Below are 16,738 nucleotides of genomic sequence, written 5' to 3'. Positions count from 1 at the left end.
AATGTGCAACAAAAAAACGTACCATTTACGGTCCCACTTGAATGATGCCGCTTCTTGCACGCGACGCCGTTCATTCAGGCGGTCCCGCACAGACACCTACCTCCAGGCAGCGGGACATTCGTTGATTTCCAGAGTCCCCAGCCATGCCCCTGCTCGACAGCCCCTTCGCCCAACTCGACCTGATCCGCCAACCCGAACAGCAGAACGAACCACTGCAAGCCTTCGATGCGGCCGATGAATACCTGCTCGCGTACCTGGCCGAACAACAGCCAAGCGAGCAGACTCGGGTCCTAGTGCTCAATGATGGCTTCGGTGCCCTGGCGGCCAGCCTGGCCGGCAAGGCCAATGTCACCAGCAGCGGTGACTCCTTCCTCGCGTTGCAGGCACTGGAGAAAAACCTGGTGCGCAACGGCCGCCCCTTCGATGCGGTGCCGACGTTGCCCGCCAGCGCGCCACTGACTGGCCCATTCGATCGTGTCCTGGTCAAAGTACCAAAAACCCTGGCCCTGCTGGAGGAACAGCTGATTCGCCTGCAAGGCCAACTGGCACCAGGTGCCCAGGTGATCGCCGGGGCCATGATCAAGCACCTGCCCCGGGCCGCTGGCGATTTATTGGAGCGGTATATCGGCCCGGTGCAGGCCTCCCTGGCGGTAAAAAAAGCGCGGCTGTTGATTGCTACGCCACAACCCGGCGCTTCACAAGGCAGTGCGCCGATCATATCGCCCTACCCCACGCGTTACTGGCTGGACGAGCCGAAGATCGAGCTGCTCAACCATGCCAATGTGTTCTGCCGCGAAGGCCTGGACATCGGCACCCGCGCGTTCCTGCCACATCTGCCGAAAAACCTCGGGACGGCCCGGGTCGCGGACTTGGGGTGCGGCAACGGTGTGCTGGCCATCGCCAGTGCCCTGCAAAACCCCGAGGCCCATTACACCCTGGTGGACGAGTCATACATGGCCGTGCAGTCGGCCGCCGAGAATTGGCGTGCGGCCCTGGGCGAGCGTGAAGTGACCCTGCGGGCCGGTGATGGCCTGGCCGGACAAGAGGCGCAATCACTGGACGTGGTGCTGTGCAATCCACCCTTCCACCAGCAGCAAGTGGTGGGCGATTTCCTCGCCTGGCGGATGTTCCAGCAGGCTCGCGAAGCGCTGGTGGTGGGTGGCGCGCTGTACATCGTCGGCAACCGGCACCTGGGTTACCACAGCAAACTGGCGCGATTGTTCCGCGGTGTCGAGCAAGTGGCCGCCACGCCGAAGTTCGTGATCCTCAAAGCCCGTAAATAAATCGTCCCTGCGCAAGCAAAGCACCTCGGTTCCCACAGGGCAATCAGTGAGTGGTCAGGCCCGCGGCATTCATGAACATCCGCATCAGGCTGGCGACGATGAACAGCGCCAGCACACTGCCGGCCCAGATCAGCGCCAGCCAACCGAGCCGCTGCCAGAGTGGCTTGCGCTCGGCGGCCTCGATGTCTTTCAAGTCAGGTTTGCCCATGCTCGACGCCCTCAATGGTAACCGTCGTCATGGGTCACCTTGCCGCGGAACACGTAGTAACTCCAGAAGGTGTACACCAGGATCAACGGAATGATGAACAGTGTGCCTACCAACATGAAACCCTGGCTCTGGGGCGGTGACGAGGCGTCCCAGATCGAGATGGACGGCGGCACGATGTTCGGCCACAGGCTGATGCCCAAGCCGCTGTAGCCGAGGAAGATCAGCACCAGGGTCAGGATGAAGGGCGTGTAGTTGGCATTGCGCGCCACGGCGCGGAACAGTCCGTACAGGGTCACCAGCACCAGGATCGGCACCGGCAGGAACCAGAACAGGTTCGGCAATGTGAACCAGCGGGCCGCGATGTCCGCGTGGGCCAGCGGCGTCCAGATGCTGACGATGCCGATCACCGCCAGCACCACGAACGCCAGCGGCCGGGCCAGGTCATGCATCTGCTCTTGCAATTTGCCCTCGGTCTTCATGATCAGCCAGGTGCAGCCGAGCAGCGCATAGGCGGCGATCAACGCCAGGCCACAGAACATCGCGAATGGCGTGAACCAGCCCAGGGAGCCGCCGACGAACTGGCGATTGACCACCTCGAATCCGTCGATGAACGCCCCCAGCGCCACACCCTGGAAGAAGGTGGCCGTCAGCGAGCCACCAATGAATGCCTTATCCCAGAGGTGACGCTTCTCAGCCTTGGCCTTGAAGCGGAATTCGAAGGCCACGCCGCGGAAGATCAGGCCGATGAGCATCAGGATCAACGGCAGGTACAGCGCCGAAAGCACCACCGAGTAGGCCAGCGGAAACGCTCCGAACAGCCCGGCACCGCCCAGCACCAACCAGGTTTCGTTACCGTCCCAGACCGGTGCCACGGTGTTCATCATCACGTCGCGGTCGCGCTCGCCCTTGACGAAGGGGAAGAGAATGCCGATCCCCAGGTCGAAGCCGTCCATGATCACGTACATCATGATGCCGAAGATGATGACCACGGCCCAGATCAGCGGAAGATCAATACCCATGATTCAATTCCCCTTGTTCGAGCGTTGGTTATGGTCCATGTCGTCGCCGTCATCGGCGGCCGACAATGGCCGGGCCGGCGTACGTTTCTGACCCGGCCCCCCGTCGCTCGGCTCGGTTTCGTGAGCCTCCGGCCCCTTGCGCACCAGACGCATCATGTAACTCAGGCCGGCACCGAACAGCGCGAAATACACCACGACGAACAGCACCAGGGTGATGCTCATCTGAGTGAAGCTGTGGCCAGACGAAGCATCGGCCGTGCGCATCAAGCCATAGACCACCCACGGCTGGCGGCCGATCTCCGTGGTAAACCAGCCGGCCAGGATCGCAACCAGACCGGACGGCCCCATCCACAGCACCATGTAGAGAAACGGCCGGGATTGATAGATCCGATCGTTGCGGCGCAGCCACAGGCTGCACAGCCCAGTGAAAATCATCAGCAAGCCGAGGCCGACCATGACCCGGAACGACCAGAACACGATGGTCGAGTTCGGTCGGTCCTCAGGCGGGAATTCCTTGAGGGCCGGCACCTGCTTGTCCAGGCTGTGGGTCAGGATCAGGCTGCCCAGGTAAGGAATTTCCACGGCGAACTTGGTTTTTTCCGCTTGCATGTCGGGCCAGCCGAACAGGATCAGCGGGGTCGGTTCATTGCCGACGTTTTCCCAGTGGCCCTCGATAGCGGCGATTTTCGCCGGTTGGTGCTTGAGGGTGTTCAGGCCATGGAAGTCGCCGATGACCGCTTGTATCGGCGCCACCAGCAAGGCCATCCACATCGCCATCGACAGCATCCGGCGGATGGCCGGGGTGTCGCGACCGCGCAGCAAATGCCAGGCCGCCGACGAGCCGACGAAGAACGCCGTGGCGACAAACGCCGCGGTGGACATGTGCAGCAATCGATAAGGGAACGAGGGGTTGAACACCACCGCCAGCCAGTCCACCGGGATCACCCGACCGTCGATGATTTCGTAACCCTGGGGGGTTTGCATCCAGCTATTGGAGGACAGGATCCAGAAGGTCGAGATCAGGGTGCCGATCGCCACCATGACCGTGGAAAAGAAATGCAAACCGCGGCCGACGCGATTCCAGCCGAACAGCATCACGCCCAGGAAACCCGCCTCGAGGAAAAACGCCGTGAGCACCTCGTAGGTCAGCAACGGCCCGGTCACCGCACCAGCGAAGTCCGAGAAACGGCTCCAGTTGGTCCCGAACTGATAGGCCATGACCAACCCGGACACCACCCCCATGCCGAAATTGACGGCAAATATCTTCGACCAGAAGTGGTACAGGTCGCGGTAGGTGTCATCGCGGGTCTTGAGCCACAAGCCTTCGAGTACCGCCAGGTAACTCGCCAGGCCGATGGTGATGGCCGGGAACAGGATGTGGAACGAGATGGTGAACGCGAACTGGATTCGGGCGAGATCGAGCGCCTCCAAACCGAACATAAGTCTTCCTCTGTCAGGTAAAACCGGCTGCGGGCGGGGCTTGCACCAGCCTCCAGGGATATGGAGTGCGATGCTTTTCAAATCGTTCTTTTTTTAAAACCGTCACAACGCAGGACGCTGGCCGGATGGCCGCCAACCCAACGCCCCGAAAGGCATTGATCTGGATCAAGCAATGCTCAAAGAGTAGCCGCATTCTCGTCGATGAACGGCGTGGTCGTTTGTCGCGTGGCAGGTTGTCTCAGATCGATCCATAACGTTCCAGAGTACACAGGACCCGTGGCGAGGGAGCTTGCTCCCGCTCGGTTGCGCAGCGACCGCAAAATCCTGGGGCTGCTTCGCAACCCAGCGGGAGCAAGCTCCCTCGCCACAGGTGTCCGTGATGCCCTTGACCTGAACAGTCCACAGGCGAAAGTAGATGTTTGGCTAACTATTTTTTCCGCCCGACGTAATTTCCGGTTACAGCTCGGTGATAATCTCATGGCCTTCCTCACCGGACCCGTCATAGATGCCCAGCCAAGCGCCGCTGCTGCTCCGTCACCATCGTCCCTTCATCGCCTTCTGGCTGGCCCGGATATTCACCGCCAGCGGCTTCCAGATGCTCACCGTGGCCATCGGCTGGAACCTCTATCAACTGACCGGCAACGTCCTGGACCTTGGCCTGGTGGGGTTGGTGGAATTTGCCCCGCGCGTGCTGTTCATGCTCCACACCGGGCATGTGGCCGACCGTTATGACCGCCGCAAGGTGGCGGCCATCTGCCAGACATTGCAGGCGATGATTGCCTTGGCGCTGGTGATCGGCAGCGCCACTGACAACGTCACGCGGGAGATGATCTTCATCCTCGCCTTCCTGCTGGGCGCCGCCCGCTCCTTCGAAATGCCCACCACCCAGGCGCTGCTGCCGAGCATCGTGCCGGCTGCGCTGTTTCCCCGTGCCGTGGCCGCCGCGCAATCGGCCCAGCAGTCGGCCACCATCGTCGCCCCGGCGCTCGGCGGCTTGCTCTATGCCTTTGGCAGTGTCTGGGTCTATGGGCCGACGGTGCTGCTCTACATCATCGCCTGTTGCCTGATGCTCAACCTGCCGGCCCGGCAGACGCCACTGAACAAAGGCAAGGCAACGCTGGATTCGTTGTTGGCCGGGATTCGCTTCATCCGCAGTCGCCCGGACATTCTCGGGGCGATCTCCCTGGACCTGTTCGCGGTGTTGCTCGGCGGCGCGACGGCGTTGCTGCCGGTGTTTGCCAAGGACATCCTGCTCACCGGCCCCTGGGGCCTGGGTCTGTTGCGCTCGGCACCGGCGGTCGGGGCCTTGCTGATGTCGCTGTGGCTGGCGCGGTTTGCCGTGGAGCGCAAAGTCGGCCGGGTGATGTTCACGGCGGTAGGCGTGTTTGGCGTCGCCACCATTGCTTTCGGCCTCTCCACCTCGTTCTGGTTTTCCCTGGCGGTGCTGGTGGTGCTGGGCGCGGCGGACATGATCAGCATGGTGATCCGCGCCTCCTTCGTACAACTGGAAACACCGGATGAAATGCGCGGCCGGGTCAGCGCGGTGAACGGGCTGTTCATCGGCGCCTCGAACCAGTTGGGCGAGTTCGAATCCGGCCTCACCGCCCACTGGTTCGGCACGGTGCCGGCGGTGGTCATGGGCGGCGTCGGTACGCTGCTGGTGACCGGGACCTGGATCAAGCTGTTCCCGACCCTGGCCAACCGTGACCGGATGCACGAACCGGTGGAAGAAGTGAAAGCCTAGCGCCGCTCGTCGAGGGTGATGGGGACCGCCCTCACCACAGGCCGGTATGGCTGAAGAGTGTCAGGCCAATAACTCCGCCGCGACTACGTTCCTCACACCCTTGCCACAGAGTTGTTCCACCAACGTCAAGGCAAATGCCAGGGCGGCGGCCGAACCCTGGGCCGTGATGCAGTTGCCATCCACCACCACGGGTTGATCGACAAAGCTGCAACCAGACAGTTGCTGGCTCACCGCCGGCAGGCAGGTCATGCGCCGCTGGCGCAGGACGCCAAAGGCCTGTAGCGCCAGGGCCGGGGCTTCGGCGATGGCGGCGAAAAACCGTCCGGTGGCGGCCTGGTCCTTGACCAGCTGTTGCAGCGGCTGATGGTTTGCCAGGTGTTGGGCACCGATGATGCCGCCGGGCAGAACGATCAGGTCGAAATCCTGCACAAGCATGTCCACCAACATGCCATCGGCGGTCAGGCGCGTGCCGCGGGCACAGGTGAGCATCCGCCGCCCTTCGATGCTTGCCACCACCACTTCGATCTGCGCTCGACGCAGCACGTCGATCAGGGTGACTGTCTGCAGGTCATCGACACCTTCGGCGACCGTAATCAGGGCTCGAGGCAGCTTGGTTCCAGGCATCATGGGCGCGCTCTCCGATGGGGTGGTTCCTGAAGCCTAGTCAGGTTTGCCGGGCCGCGTTCAGCTTGTCATGCCGACAGGTCATTTAATGTACAGCTGGGCCGACATCCGATTGCCCGGTGCATTGATCGAAATGTTGCTGAAGTTGAAGGTGCCTTCCTGCTTGCCCTTCAGATCGAAGATGTACAAATAGCCGACGATTCTGGTCTGGGCCGAACAATCGTTGAGATTGCCATTGCTGTACGCACACACCGGCGAGCGGGTGCCATCGACCTCGAAACCGTCCAGCGTGACATTGGGCTGCCGACCGTAGCCGACCTCCAGCACGTAGACCTTGATACTCGGCCCATTGTGATCGCAACGGGTCTGTGCCTGCCCTGGCGCGATATCCTCGAAGCCACAGGCCGGCGACTCGACCTTGAGCACCTTGACCTCGCTCAAGGGCGGCGCCGACGCGGCATTGGCGGCCTGTCCGGACAACCACCCACCCAGCATGCAACCCACCGCCGCCAGCAGCTTTTTATTCATGCAATACATAGAGACCTCCCGGAACCGCGCGCAGTATGGCCCACTTGGCGCGTTGGCAAAACATCGACGACGATCGCAGCCACAACGCTACGCTGCTGGTATGATGCGCGGCTTTTTCCGACCCGCAGAAAATTCCCGGGCGCCGCTGGCGACCTGTGCTTTGCTGTTGAGGTCGATACATTCACGGCGCCGGGCGCGCCACGGGGAGCAGACATGCTGGAAAGGCTGTTTCAACTCAAGGCACACAACACCAACGTGCGGACCGAGATCCTGGCGGGCGTCACGACCTTCCTGGCCATGGCCTACATTCTGTTCGTCAACCCGAGCATCCTCGGTGAAACCGGCATGGACAAGGGCGCGGTGTTCGTCGCCACCTGCCTGGCAGCGGCCATTGGCTCCACGGTCATGGGCCTGATCGCCAACTACCCGATCGCCCTCGCACCGGGCATGGGCCTGAATGCCTTCTTCACCTACACCGTGGTCCTGCACATGGGCCATACCTGGCAAGTGGCGCTGGGCGCGGTGTTCATTTCCGCCGTGCTGTTCTTCCTGCTCTCGATCTTTCGCATCCGCGAGTGGATCATCAACAGCATCCCGCTGCCCCTGCGTTCGGCCATAGCCGCCGGTATCGGCCTGTTCCTGGCGCTGATCGCCCTGAACAACGCCGGCATCGTGGTGAAAAACCCGGCGACCATGGTCGGCCTCGGCGACTTGAAACAACCGGCGCCGATCCTCGCGACCCTCGGCTTCGTCCTGATCGTCGGCCTCGAAGCACTGAAAGTGCGCGGCGCGGTGCTGATCGGCATCCTGGCGGTCACCATCGTGTCGATCCTGATGGGATTCACGCCGTTCGGCGGCGTGATTTCCATGCCACCGTCCCTGGCCCCGACCTTCCTGCAATTGGACATCAAGGGCGCCCTGGACATCGGCTTGGTAAGCGTGATCTTCGCCTTCCTGTTCGTCGACCTGTTCGACAACTCCGGCACGTTGATCGGCGTCGCCAAGCGCGCCGGGCTGATGGGCAAGGACGGGCACATGCCGAAGATGGGCCGTGCGTTGATCGCCGACAGCACCGCCGCCATGGCCGGTTCGCTGCTGGGCACGTCCACCACCACCAGCTACATCGAATCGGCAGCGGGTGTCAGCGCGGGTGGGCGCACTGGCCTGACCGCCGTCATCGTGGCGATCCTGTTCCTGCTGGCGCTGTTCTTCTCGCCTCTGGCCGCCAGCGTCCCGGCCTTCGCCACCGCGCCGGCCTTGCTGTTCGTCGCCGTGCTGATGACTTCGGGCCTGGCGGAAATCGATTGGGACGACATCACCGTGGCCGCCCCCGTGGTGATCACCGCCCTGGCGATGCCGTTCACCTATTCCATCGCCAACGGCATCGCCTTCGGTTTCATCGCTTGGACCGCCATCAAACTGGTGTCCGGCCGTGGCCGTGAGTTGAACCCGGCGCTGGTCATCCTGTCGATCCTGTTCGTGATCAAGTTGGGTTGGTTCAACGCATGACTTTTGATTCCCACGCCTACACCGCTCAGCTCCAGGACAAGGTCACCCGCTTGCGTGACCTGTTGGCACCGTTCGATGCACCAGAACCTGCGGTGTTCGATTCGCCGCTGGAGCACTTCCGCCTGCGCGCCGAATTCCGCCTGTGGCGCGAGGCCGGCGAACGGCATTACGCAATGTTCTCCCAGGACGACAAGCGCACGCCGATCCTCATCGAGCAATTCCCCATCGCCAGCCTGCGCATCAACCAATTGATGCCGCAACTCAAGGCCGCCTGGCAAGCCAGCGCGCCCCTGAGCCACAAGCTGTTCCAGGTGGAGTTCCTGACCACCCTGGCCGGCGATGCGATGATCACCCTGTGTTATCACCGCCCGCTGGACGAGCATTGGCACACCGCCGCCTCGAAGCTGGCGAGCGACCTGGGCGTGAGCATCATTGGCCGCTCCAAGGGCAAGCGCGAAGTGATCGGCCATGACTACGTGGTGGAGAAACTCGAAGTGGGCGGTCGTACCTTCAGCTATCGCCAGCCCGAAGGCGCCTTCACCCAGCCCAATGGCACGGTGAACCAGAAGATGCTCAACTGGGCTTATGACGCGCTGGGCGATCGCAGCGACGATCTGCTGGAGTTGTATTGCGGCAACGGCAACTTCACCCTGCCCTTGGCCACCCGTGTGCGCAAAGTGCTGGCCACCGAGATCAGCAAGACCTCGGTGAACGCCGCGCTGAGCAACCTCAGCGAAAACGCGGTGGATAACGTCACGCTGGTGCGCCTGTCCGCCGAAGAGCTGACCGAAGCCCTGAACGAAGTCCGGCCGTTCCGTCGTTTGCATGGCATCGACCTCAAAAGCTACGAATTCGGCAGCGTCTTCGTCGACCCGCCTCGCGCCGGCATGGACCCGGACACCTGCGAGCTGACCCGCCGTTTTGACAACATCCTGTACATTTCCTGCAATCCCGAAACCCTCGCGGCCAACATCGCGCAACTGCACGACACCCACCGCATTACGCGTTGCGCGTTGTTCGATCAATTCCCTTGGACCCATCATATGGAGTCCGGGGTGTTGCTGACTCGGCGGTAAGCCCTCCTTTTGGGGTGAAGGATTACCCTGTGGCGAGGGAGCTTGCTCCCGCTGGGCTGCGCAGCAGCCCCAAGCTTTTTGCGGTTGCTGCGCAACCGAGCGGGAGCAAGCTCCCTCGCCACAGTTGCTGTCTCCAAACTACCGAGTCTGAGCCTCCTGTTCGATCATCGAACACTTAATGGCCAATGACGTCGGCTTTATTTGACCAAATTAACCATCTAGTACAATTTATCTCCAACGGCTGAAACCTGGCCGACACCAACAATAAAAATGTGGAGAAATTGCGATGCCTCCGATCGTTCTGGTGCTCAACGGCCCGAACCTGAACCTGCTCGGCACCCGCGAGCCGGCGACTTATGGCCATGAAACCCTGGCTGACATCTCGGCACTGTGCGGCCGCGCCGCTGAAGAGTTCGGCCTGGCGGTGGAATTTCGCCAGACCAACCAGGAAGGCGAGCTGCTGGACTGGATTCACGGCGCCCGTGGCCGGTGTGCCGGTATCGTCATCAACCCGGCGGCCTGGACCCACACCTCCGTGGCGATCCGCGATGCCCTGGTGGCCAGCGAAGTACCGGTCATCGAAGTCCACCTGTCCAACGTCCACGCCCGTGAAACCTTCCGTCATCACTCCTTCGTCTCATCCGTCGCCATTGGCGTGATGTGCGGGTTTGGCAGCCATGGTTATCGCCTGGCCCTTGAACATTTCAGTCAGCGGTTGAAGGGTTTATGAGCATGTCGAATATCACTGTGCTGGCCGGCCTGATCGGCGCGGGCATCCAGGCCTCTCGCACGCCGGCACTCCATGAGCATGAGGGTGATGCCCAAGGCATGCGTTACCTCTATCGGCTGATCGACCTCGATGCGCTGAAACTCGACAGCGGCGCCCTGCCCGATTTGCTCAAGGCCGCCGAGCGCATGAGCTTTACCGGCCTGAACATCACCTTTCCCTGCAAGCAGGCGATCATCCCGCTGCTCGATGAGCTGTCGCCCGAGGCCCGGGGCATTGGCGCGGTGAATACCGTGGTGCTCAAGGATGGCAAGCGCATCGGTCACAACACCGACTGCCTGGGGTTCGCCGAGGGCTTTCGCCGCGGCCTGGGTGATGTTGCGCGTCGGCGCGTGGTACAGATGGGCGCCGGAGGCGCTGGCGCGGCGGTTGCCCACGCGCTTTTGGCAGAAGGCGTACAGACGCTGAGCATTTTTGACGTCGAGGTCAGTCGTGCCGAGGCCTTGGCCAACAACCTGAACCAACACTTCGGCGTTGGTCGTGCCCGGGCCGGGCATGACCTGTCCGCCGCCATGGCCGAGGCCGATGGCCTGGTGAACACCACGCCCATGGGCATGGCGAAACTACCGGGCATGCCGGTGCCGGTCGAGCTGTTGCACGGCCAATTGTGGGTGGCGGAAATCGTTTACTTTCCCTTGGAAACCGAACTGCTGCGCAACGCCCGCGCCCTTGGCTGCCGCACACTGGATGGCGGCAACATGGCAGTGTTCCAGGCGGTGAAGGCCTTCGAGCTGTTCAGCGGCGTCGCGCCAGATGCACAGCGGATGCTGGAACACTTCCAGGCGATGAATCACTAAAGCCTGGTGATAATCCCTTGCAGGAATTACCTGTGGGAGCGAGCTTGCTCGCGATGACGGTGTGTCAGTCGCAATCGGTGTTGGCTGATCGACCGCTATCGCGAGCAAGCTCGCTTGTATGGTAGGACTTGAAGGGAGGAGGAGGGACAAAGCTCGATTCTGACTGTTAGCCGCAGTACAGACCGTGGGAGATTTCACCCCTCCTCCTTTCACCCAAGCGCCGATAAAGAATGCATCTGGCCTAGACCGACGATAGGAACAAGCCTGCGCCTCTGGGTGAACCCTTCAAGTGTTCAAACCTTAGCCCGGAGGATTTTCAATGGCAATGCCGGTTTCTGTCGCAAAGCCGATCGTGGGTGTTGATGTCGCCAAAGATGAGTTGGTGATTTATCACGCAGAAACAGATCGACTGGAAGCGATCCCCAACACCAAGGCAGCGATCAAAAAGTGGCTCAAGGAGTTGTCCGCGCCAGTGGATGTCGCCATCGAAGCCACCAATATCTATCATCAGGAATTCGCCGACCTGGCTTATGCGAAAGGCTGTGTGATCTACATGATCGGCGGCTACGAGCTCAGCCATTACCGCAAAGGTGTGAAAGTTCGCGCTAAAACCGATGCGCTGGATGCTCGGTTGTTGGCTCGCTACTTGAACAACGAAGGCCACCAGTTGCACCCGTGGACCCCGCCATCGCCCTTGTATTGCCGGCTTATAAGCCTCTTCCGACGTCGGGCAGCCTTGGTCCAGGCGCGTGTCAGCCTCAAGCAAAGTTGGTCCAACGAACCGTTGCTCAAAAGGGCCTTTGAGAACCAGATAAAAGCCATGCAACGACTGGAGATCTTGCTCGAGAAAACAATCCAGACGCAGTTGGAAGCCGCTGGCTTGGGCGCTCAGCTCAAGCGTTGCATGAAAGTCGAAGGCATTGGCCTGTTGAACGGTGCCCGTTTGCTCACGTCGTTTCAGCGTGGGGATTTCAGAAATGCCGATGCCTTCATCGCTTTTCTGGGCCTAGACCTGCGTATATCGGACTCAGGGAAAAAGAAGGGACGCCGCTGCCTGTCTAAGCGAGGTGACCCAGAGGCCCGTCGATTGATGCATAACGCCGCGATGTCGGCAAGGCGCACAGCGGCATGGAAGGGTTTTTATGAGGCACTAAGGGCCCGGGGACTCAGCACAACCGAAGCATTAGTGGCACTGGCCCGCAAGCTTGCCCGAGTGGTATTCGCCCTGCTGAAGAACCAGAGCGAATACTTACCGAAAGGCATTTAGGGGGTAGTCCTGCACCATAGAATCTCCCACACAAGCTCGCTCCCACAAAAGTTTGGGTCAGGGCTGTAGGTAGCGCAACACCGACTCACAAACCATCTGCCGATGCCGCTGCTTGATCGCTTCGTCCGACAAATCGATCTGAAAGATCTCACCGAATGTCTGGCGGTTGGACACCCGGTAAAAGCAGAAGGAACTGATCAGCAAGTGCACATCCAGCGGTTGCAGATCGGGACGGAACACACCCTCTTCGGCACCGCGACGCAGGATCACGCCCAGGGAGTCAAGGATGGTATTGGTCATCGCCTTGATCGCGCCGGACTGTTTCACGTACTCGGCGTTGTGGATGTTCTCGATGCAGACGATGCGCACGAAATCCACATTGCGATCGTGGTGGTCGAAGGTGAACTCCACCAGGCGCCGGATCGCATCGACCGGGGCCAGTTCCGCCAGGTGCAGGCGGCTCTCGGTGGTGCGGATATCACCGTAGAGTTTTTCCAGCACCTCGACGTACAACTGCTCCTTGCTGCCGAAGTAGTAGTAGATCATGCGCTTGGAGGTGTGGATGCGCTCGGCGATGGCGTCGACCCGGGCACCGGCCAGGCCTTGCTGGACGAACTCGACGATGGCTTCCTGAAGAATGTTCTCCCGGGTCTTCTCCGGGTTGTTCTTGCGACTCTTGCGCGGCGCGACGACGGGTTCGTCGAGGGCTGCGGAAAGCTCTGGATTCATAGTCATTGCGGGGCTCACGGCCATCACTGCACAGGCTGGCGATTATGGGCCGCACCGTGCACTGAAGGAAGCCACGACACGGCCCATTACCGCCACGTTTACGATTTCCCTACAACTTGGCGTGTCGCAAACCACCGCTGCGGGACTTGGCCATGGCCGCCAGGCGCACCGCGACATTGGCGGCGCCATAACCGACGTAGCCGTTCTTGCGCTGGATGATCTCGAAGAAAAACCGCCCTTCGAACGGCTCGGTGTAGACGTGGAACAGCTCGCCACCCTGGGCGTCACGGTCGTACAACACGTTGAAGTAGGCCAGCTCGCTGAGGAACTCATCGTCGAAATCGAAACGCGCCGCCAGGTCGTCGTAGTAATTGAGCGGAATGTCCAGCAACGGCACGCCCGCCTCTTTGGCACGACTGACCTGAGCGAAGATGTCGTCGCAGTCGAAGGCGATGTGATGCACGCCGGAGCCGCGATAACTCGACAGCGCGTGTGAGATCGCGGTGTTGCGGTTCTCGGAAATGTTCAGCGGCAAGCGGATCGTACTGCAGCGGCTGCGCAGCGCACGGCTTTTTACCAAGCCATAAGGGTCGGGCAGGACGACTTCGTCGTCGGCCTCGAAATCCAGCAGGCTCTTGTAGAACAGTACCCAACTGTCGAGGCTGTCGGCCGGCAGCGCCATCGCCATGTGGTCGATGCGCTTGAGCCCGGCCCCAATGACCGCGCCCGGCTGTAGATTGAAATCAGTGCCGTAGACATCCGCCTGCTGGTCCACCAGATAGATCAGGCTGCCATCCGGTGCGCGCACCGCCGCCAGCTCCAGTTCATTGGGGCCTACCAACCCACGATAGGGCTGGCCTTTGTAGGCCACGGCCCGTTCCAGGGCGCTGGCGCTGTCTTTGACCCGCACCGCGGTGGCGCACAACGACGGCCCATGGGCTTCGAAAAAGCTGTGGGCAAAGGAATACGGTTCGCTGTTGAGAATCAGGTTGATATCGCCCTGGCGCAGCAGGCTGACATTCTTGGAACGATGCTGACCGGCCTTGACGAACCCTAGCCGCTCCAGCCAATGGGACAGCTTGGCGCCGAGGCTATCGTCCACGGCAAACTCAAGGAATTCGATGCCGTCGTATTCGCTGGCCGGCGGCGTGGCGAACAGGATGTCGGTATTGCGCATGGAGGGCGCTTCTGCAGCCAGGCGCTGGCGGGTCTTCTCCTCCAGGTACAGCAGCGAGCGCAGGCCATCGGCGGCATTTGCCCGTGGCGGCGCGGCGCGGAAACCGTCGTTGAAGATTTCCAGCGACAGCGGTCCGGTGTAGCCACTCTTGATGATCGGCGCCAGGAAACCCGGCAAGTCGAACTCGCCCTGGCCCGGGAAACAACGGAAATGCCGGCTCCACTCCAGGACGTCCATGGCCAGGATCGGCGCGTCGGCCATTTGCACGAAGAAGATCTTGTCACCGGGAATCTCGGCGATCGCGCTCGGATCGCCCTTGAGGGACAAGGTGTGGAAGCTGTCGAGCAGCACCCCGAGGCTTGGGTGATCGGCCTGGCGCACGATGTTCCAGACCTGTTGATAAGTATTCACGTGCCGCCCCCAGGCCAGCGCTTCATAACCGATACGCAAGCCGCGTGCGCCAGCGCGTTCGGCCAGCAGGCGCAGGTCATCGATGAGAATCCGTTCATCGCCGACGCTATCGGCCGAGGCATTGCTGCACACCAGCACCAGGTCGGTGCCCAGTTCCTGCATCAGGTCGAACTTGCGTTCGGCCCGCTCCAGGTTGCGCGACAGGCGATCGCGGCGGCAGCCTTCGAAGTCACGAAACGGTTGGAACAAGGTGATGGCGATGCCCAGGTCGGCGCACATCTGCCTGATTTCCCGCGGGCTGCCATCGTAATAGAGAAGGTCGTTCTCGAAGATTTCCACCCCGTCAAAACCGGCGGCGGCAATGGCTTCGAGTTTTTCCGGCAGGGTACCGCTCAACGACACGGTGGCAATGGAACGCTGCATGACTTCGGCTCCCGGGACAGGCATCGGCTACAAAAGGTGCGCCGCTTTTTAAAGAGTCAGCCGATTATTGAGCTGCCGGTTTCTTTCAGCAATTTAATATGTACCATCCGGTTAGTTTTTTGGGCGATTATCGAACAAAATGCCGATGGCCGAATTGACGATTTTTTGCTCACTGCGCACCATCGCTCCCCACATCGACGCAAGCCCTGATCGCCGACGTCGATGGACAGCCCCAGACCGACCATAAGAATTTCAAAAACGGGTACACGCTATGATTCCTTCCCAAAGTTCCCGCCTGGCCACTGGCCTGAGTGCCTCCACCGGCGGCGTCGGAGACAAGATCCGCGGCGCCATGACCGTGGGCAAGACCCGTTGGGGCATGCTCGCCCTGGTGTTTTTCGCCACCACCCTGAACTACATCGACCGCGCCGCCCTGGGCGTCATGCAGCCGATCCTGGCCAAGGAGATGAGCTGGACGGCGATGGATTACGCCAACATCAACTTCTGGTTCCAGGTCGGTTATGCCGTCGGTTTCGTGTTGCAGGGACGGCTGATAGACCGGATCGGCGTCAAGCGAGTGTTCTTCTGCGCCGTGCTGCTCTGGAGCCTGGCGACCGGCGCCCACGGCCTGGCCACCTCGGCGGTGGGCTTCATGGTCTGCCGCTTCATCCTCGGCCTCACCGAAGCCGCCAACTACCCGGCCTGCGTGAAAACCACACGACTGTGGTTCCCGGCGGGCGAACGGGCCGTAGCCACCGGTATCTTCAACGCCGGGACCAACGTCGGCGCGATGTTCACCCCGATGCTGTTGCCGCTGGTCCTGCACGTGTGGGGCTGGCAGGCCGCGTTCCTGTGCATGGCCGCTCTCGGCGGGATCTGGCTGGTGTTCTGGGGCCTGAAATACTTCAACCCCGAAGACCATCCCACCGTCAAACAATCAGAGCTGGACTACATCCAGGCCCAGGACGAACCGGACCAAGTCCGCGTGCCGTTCTCACGCATCCTGCGCATGCGCGGCACCTGGGCGTTCGCCCTGGCCTACTCGATCACCGCGCCGGTGTTCTGGTTCTATCTCTATTGGTTGCCGCCGTTCCTGAACCAGCAGTACAACCTGGGCATCAACGTGACCCAGATGGGCATCCCGTTGATCATCATCTACCTCACCGCCGACTTCGGCAGCGTGGGTGGCGGGATCCTGTCTTCGTTCCTGATCGGTCGCGGCCTCGATCCGATCAAGGCGCGACTGGTGTCCATGCTGCTGTTCGCCTGCTGCATCATCGGCGTGATCATGGCCGCCGGCGCAAGCAACCTGTGGATGGCGGTGTTCGCCATTTCCCTGGCCATCGGCGCGCACCAGGCCTGGACCGCCAACATCTGGAGCCTGGTCATGGACTACACGCCCAAGCACATGATGAGCACGGTGTTCGGCTTCGGCGGCATGTGCGCGGCCATCGGCGGGATGTTCATGACCCAGCTGGTGGGCCACATCCTCACCGTGACCAACAATAACTACACCGTGCTGTTCACCCTGATCCCGGCGATGTACTTCACGGCGCTGATCTGGTTGTACTTCATGGCGCCGCGCAAGGTGCCGACCCTGGAAAACTGATACGGCTGGAGAAGACTGTGGCGAGGGAGCTTGCTCCCGCTCGATTGCGCAGCAATCGCCTGAAAGCGGGGGCTGCTTCGCAGCCCAGCGGGAGCAAGCTCCCTCGC

15 protein-coding genes are annotated in these 16,738 nt (G+C 61.4%); 8 read left to right on the top strand and 7 right to left on the bottom strand.

What is annotated here, in order from left to right; genetic code table 11:
* The first annotated feature begins 143 nt into the window (after nucleotides 1-143).
* Entirely contained in the window at nucleotides 144-1,283 is a 1,140-nt protein-coding gene (locus TK06_RS25285) for a methyltransferase (RefSeq protein ID WP_063324280.1), read from the top strand.
* Between the two features lie 43 nt (nucleotides 1,284-1,326).
* Here the strand turns inward: TK06_RS25285 and TK06_RS31275 are convergent, their stop codons facing one another.
* Genes TK06_RS31275 through TK06_RS25275 form a run of 3 tightly spaced genes read right to left on the bottom strand, consistent with a single transcriptional unit; the run spans nucleotide 1,327 to nucleotide 3,950 of the window.
* Nucleotides 1,327-1,491, bottom strand: coding sequence for a DUF2474 domain-containing protein (locus tag TK06_RS31275; RefSeq protein WP_086936717.1), 165 nt, complete (start codon nucleotides 1,489-1,491; stop codon nucleotides 1,327-1,329).
* An 11-nt stretch (nucleotides 1,492-1,502) separates the two neighbouring features.
* Nucleotides 1,503-2,510, bottom strand: coding sequence for a cytochrome d ubiquinol oxidase subunit II (cydB, locus tag TK06_RS25280; RefSeq protein WP_063324279.1), 1,008 nt, complete (start codon nucleotides 2,508-2,510; stop codon nucleotides 1,503-1,505).
* A 3-nt stretch (nucleotides 2,511-2,513) separates the two neighbouring features.
* Nucleotides 2,514-3,950, bottom strand: a complete 1,437-nt coding sequence (locus tag TK06_RS25275; RefSeq protein WP_063324278.1) for a cytochrome ubiquinol oxidase subunit I — start codon at nucleotides 3,948-3,950, stop codon at nucleotides 2,514-2,516.
* A 505-nt stretch (nucleotides 3,951-4,455) separates the two neighbouring features.
* Between TK06_RS25275 and TK06_RS25270 the strand changes: the two genes are divergently transcribed.
* Nucleotides 4,456-5,694, top strand: coding sequence for an MFS transporter (locus tag TK06_RS25270; RefSeq protein ID WP_063324277.1), 1,239 nt, complete (start codon nucleotides 4,456-4,458; stop codon nucleotides 5,692-5,694).
* A 60-nt stretch (nucleotides 5,695-5,754) separates the two neighbouring features.
* Here TK06_RS25270 and TK06_RS25265 read toward each other — a convergent pair whose 3' ends face one another.
* Nucleotides 5,755-6,321, bottom strand: coding sequence for a DJ-1 family glyoxalase III (locus TK06_RS25265; RefSeq protein ID WP_063324276.1), 567 nt, complete (start codon nucleotides 6,319-6,321; stop codon nucleotides 5,755-5,757).
* Between the two features lie 78 nt (nucleotides 6,322-6,399).
* Nucleotides 6,400-6,855, bottom strand: coding sequence for a DUF4879 domain-containing protein (locus tag TK06_RS25260; protein WP_063324275.1), 456 nt, complete (start codon nucleotides 6,853-6,855; stop codon nucleotides 6,400-6,402).
* A gap of 204 nt (nucleotides 6,856-7,059) precedes the next feature.
* On the opposite strand from TK06_RS25260, the gene TK06_RS25255 reads away from it, so the two are divergent.
* From TK06_RS25255 to TK06_RS25235, 5 genes are all read left to right on the top strand, one after another.
* Entirely contained in the window at nucleotides 7,060-8,355 is a 1,296-nt protein-coding gene (locus TK06_RS25255; RefSeq protein WP_063324274.1) for an NCS2 family permease, read from the top strand.
* Nucleotides 8,352-9,431, top strand: coding sequence for a tRNA (uridine(54)-C5)-methyltransferase TrmA (gene trmA / locus TK06_RS25250; RefSeq protein WP_063324273.1), 1,080 nt, complete (start codon nucleotides 8,352-8,354; stop codon nucleotides 9,429-9,431). Before TK06_RS25255 ends, trmA begins: the two co-directional genes overlap by 4 nt.
* A gap of 286 nt (nucleotides 9,432-9,717) precedes the next feature.
* Nucleotides 9,718-10,161, top strand: coding sequence for a type II 3-dehydroquinate dehydratase (gene aroQ / locus TK06_RS25245; RefSeq protein WP_063324272.1), 444 nt, complete (start codon nucleotides 9,718-9,720; stop codon nucleotides 10,159-10,161).
* A gap of 2 nt (nucleotides 10,162-10,163) precedes the next feature.
* The gene (locus tag TK06_RS25240; protein ID WP_409077388.1) at nucleotides 10,164-11,015 is read left to right on the top strand and encodes a shikimate dehydrogenase; all 852 of its coding nucleotides are present in this window, start codon (nucleotides 10,164-10,166) and stop codon (nucleotides 11,013-11,015) included.
* Between the two features lie 319 nt (nucleotides 11,016-11,334).
* The gene (locus TK06_RS25235; RefSeq protein WP_063320545.1) at nucleotides 11,335-12,282 is read left to right on the top strand and encodes an IS110 family transposase; all 948 of its coding nucleotides are present in this window, start codon (nucleotides 11,335-11,337) and stop codon (nucleotides 12,280-12,282) included.
* Nucleotides 12,283-12,339: 57 nt separating this feature from the next.
* On the opposite strand, the gene TK06_RS25230 is transcribed toward TK06_RS25235, so the two are convergent.
* Nucleotides 12,340-13,017, bottom strand: a complete 678-nt coding sequence (locus tag TK06_RS25230) for a TetR/AcrR family transcriptional regulator (protein ID WP_063324270.1) — start codon at nucleotides 13,015-13,017, stop codon at nucleotides 12,340-12,342.
* Nucleotides 13,018-13,120: 103 nt separating this feature from the next.
* Complete coding sequence (gene quiC, locus TK06_RS25225) at nucleotides 13,121-15,022, bottom strand: 3-dehydroshikimate dehydratase QuiC (protein ID WP_063324269.1); 1,902 nt, start codon at nucleotides 15,020-15,022, stop codon at nucleotides 13,121-13,123.
* A gap of 271 nt (nucleotides 15,023-15,293) precedes the next feature.
* On the opposite strand from quiC, the gene TK06_RS25220 reads away from it, so the two are divergent.
* The gene (locus TK06_RS25220) at nucleotides 15,294-16,631 is read left to right on the top strand and encodes an MFS transporter (RefSeq protein ID WP_063324268.1); all 1,338 of its coding nucleotides are present in this window, start codon (nucleotides 15,294-15,296) and stop codon (nucleotides 16,629-16,631) included.
* Nucleotides 16,632-16,738: the final 107 nt, after the last annotated feature.

The sequence above is a fragment of the Pseudomonas fluorescens genome, from assembly GCF_001623525.1.
GTDB classification, from domain to species: domain Bacteria; phylum Pseudomonadota; class Gammaproteobacteria; order Pseudomonadales; family Pseudomonadaceae; genus Aquipseudomonas; species Aquipseudomonas fluorescens_Q.
The sequence above is the reverse complement of the archived record's forward strand: the minus strand, read 5'-3'. Positions and strand labels throughout refer to the sequence as shown.

Bases quoted from the DNA above. Each gene is read 5' to 3' on its own strand.
- TK06_RS25270 (WP_063324277.1), top strand. From the start codon at position 4,456: ATGCCCAGCCAAGCGCCGCTGCTGCTCCGTCACCATCGTCCCTTCATC.
- TK06_RS25240 (WP_409077388.1), top strand. From the start codon at position 10,164: ATGTCGAATATCACTGTGCTGGCCGGCCTGATCGGCGCGGGCATCCAG.
- TK06_RS25220 (WP_063324268.1), top strand. From the start codon at position 15,294: ATGATTCCTTCCCAAAGTTCCCGCCTGGCCACTGGCCTGAGTGCCTCC.
- trmA (WP_063324273.1), top strand. From the start codon at position 8,352: ATGACTTTTGATTCCCACGCCTACACCGCTCAGCTCCAGGACAAGGTC.
- TK06_RS25255 (WP_063324274.1), top strand. From the start codon at position 7,060: ATGCTGGAAAGGCTGTTTCAACTCAAGGCACACAACACCAACGTGCGG.
- TK06_RS25230 (WP_063324270.1), bottom strand. From the start codon at position 13,017: ATGACTATGAATCCAGAGCTTTCCGCAGCCCTCGACGAACCCGTCGTC.
- TK06_RS31275 (WP_086936717.1), bottom strand. From the start codon at position 1,491: ATGGGCAAACCTGACTTGAAAGACATCGAGGCCGCCGAGCGCAAGCCA.
- TK06_RS25285 (WP_063324280.1), top strand. From the start codon at position 144: ATGCCCCTGCTCGACAGCCCCTTCGCCCAACTCGACCTGATCCGCCAA.
- TK06_RS25275 (WP_063324278.1), bottom strand. From the start codon at position 3,950: ATGTTCGGTTTGGAGGCGCTCGATCTCGCCCGAATCCAGTTCGCGTTC.
- TK06_RS25235 (WP_063320545.1), top strand. From the start codon at position 11,335: ATGGCAATGCCGGTTTCTGTCGCAAAGCCGATCGTGGGTGTTGATGTC.
- TK06_RS25260 (WP_063324275.1), bottom strand. From the start codon at position 6,855: ATGTATTGCATGAATAAAAAGCTGCTGGCGGCGGTGGGTTGCATGCTG.
- TK06_RS25265 (WP_063324276.1), bottom strand. From the start codon at position 6,321: ATGATGCCTGGAACCAAGCTGCCTCGAGCCCTGATTACGGTCGCCGAA.
- cydB (WP_063324279.1), bottom strand. From the start codon at position 2,510: ATGGGTATTGATCTTCCGCTGATCTGGGCCGTGGTCATCATCTTCGGC.
- quiC (WP_063324269.1), bottom strand. From the start codon at position 15,022: ATGCAGCGTTCCATTGCCACCGTGTCGTTGAGCGGTACCCTGCCGGAA.
- aroQ (WP_063324272.1), top strand. From the start codon at position 9,718: ATGCCTCCGATCGTTCTGGTGCTCAACGGCCCGAACCTGAACCTGCTC.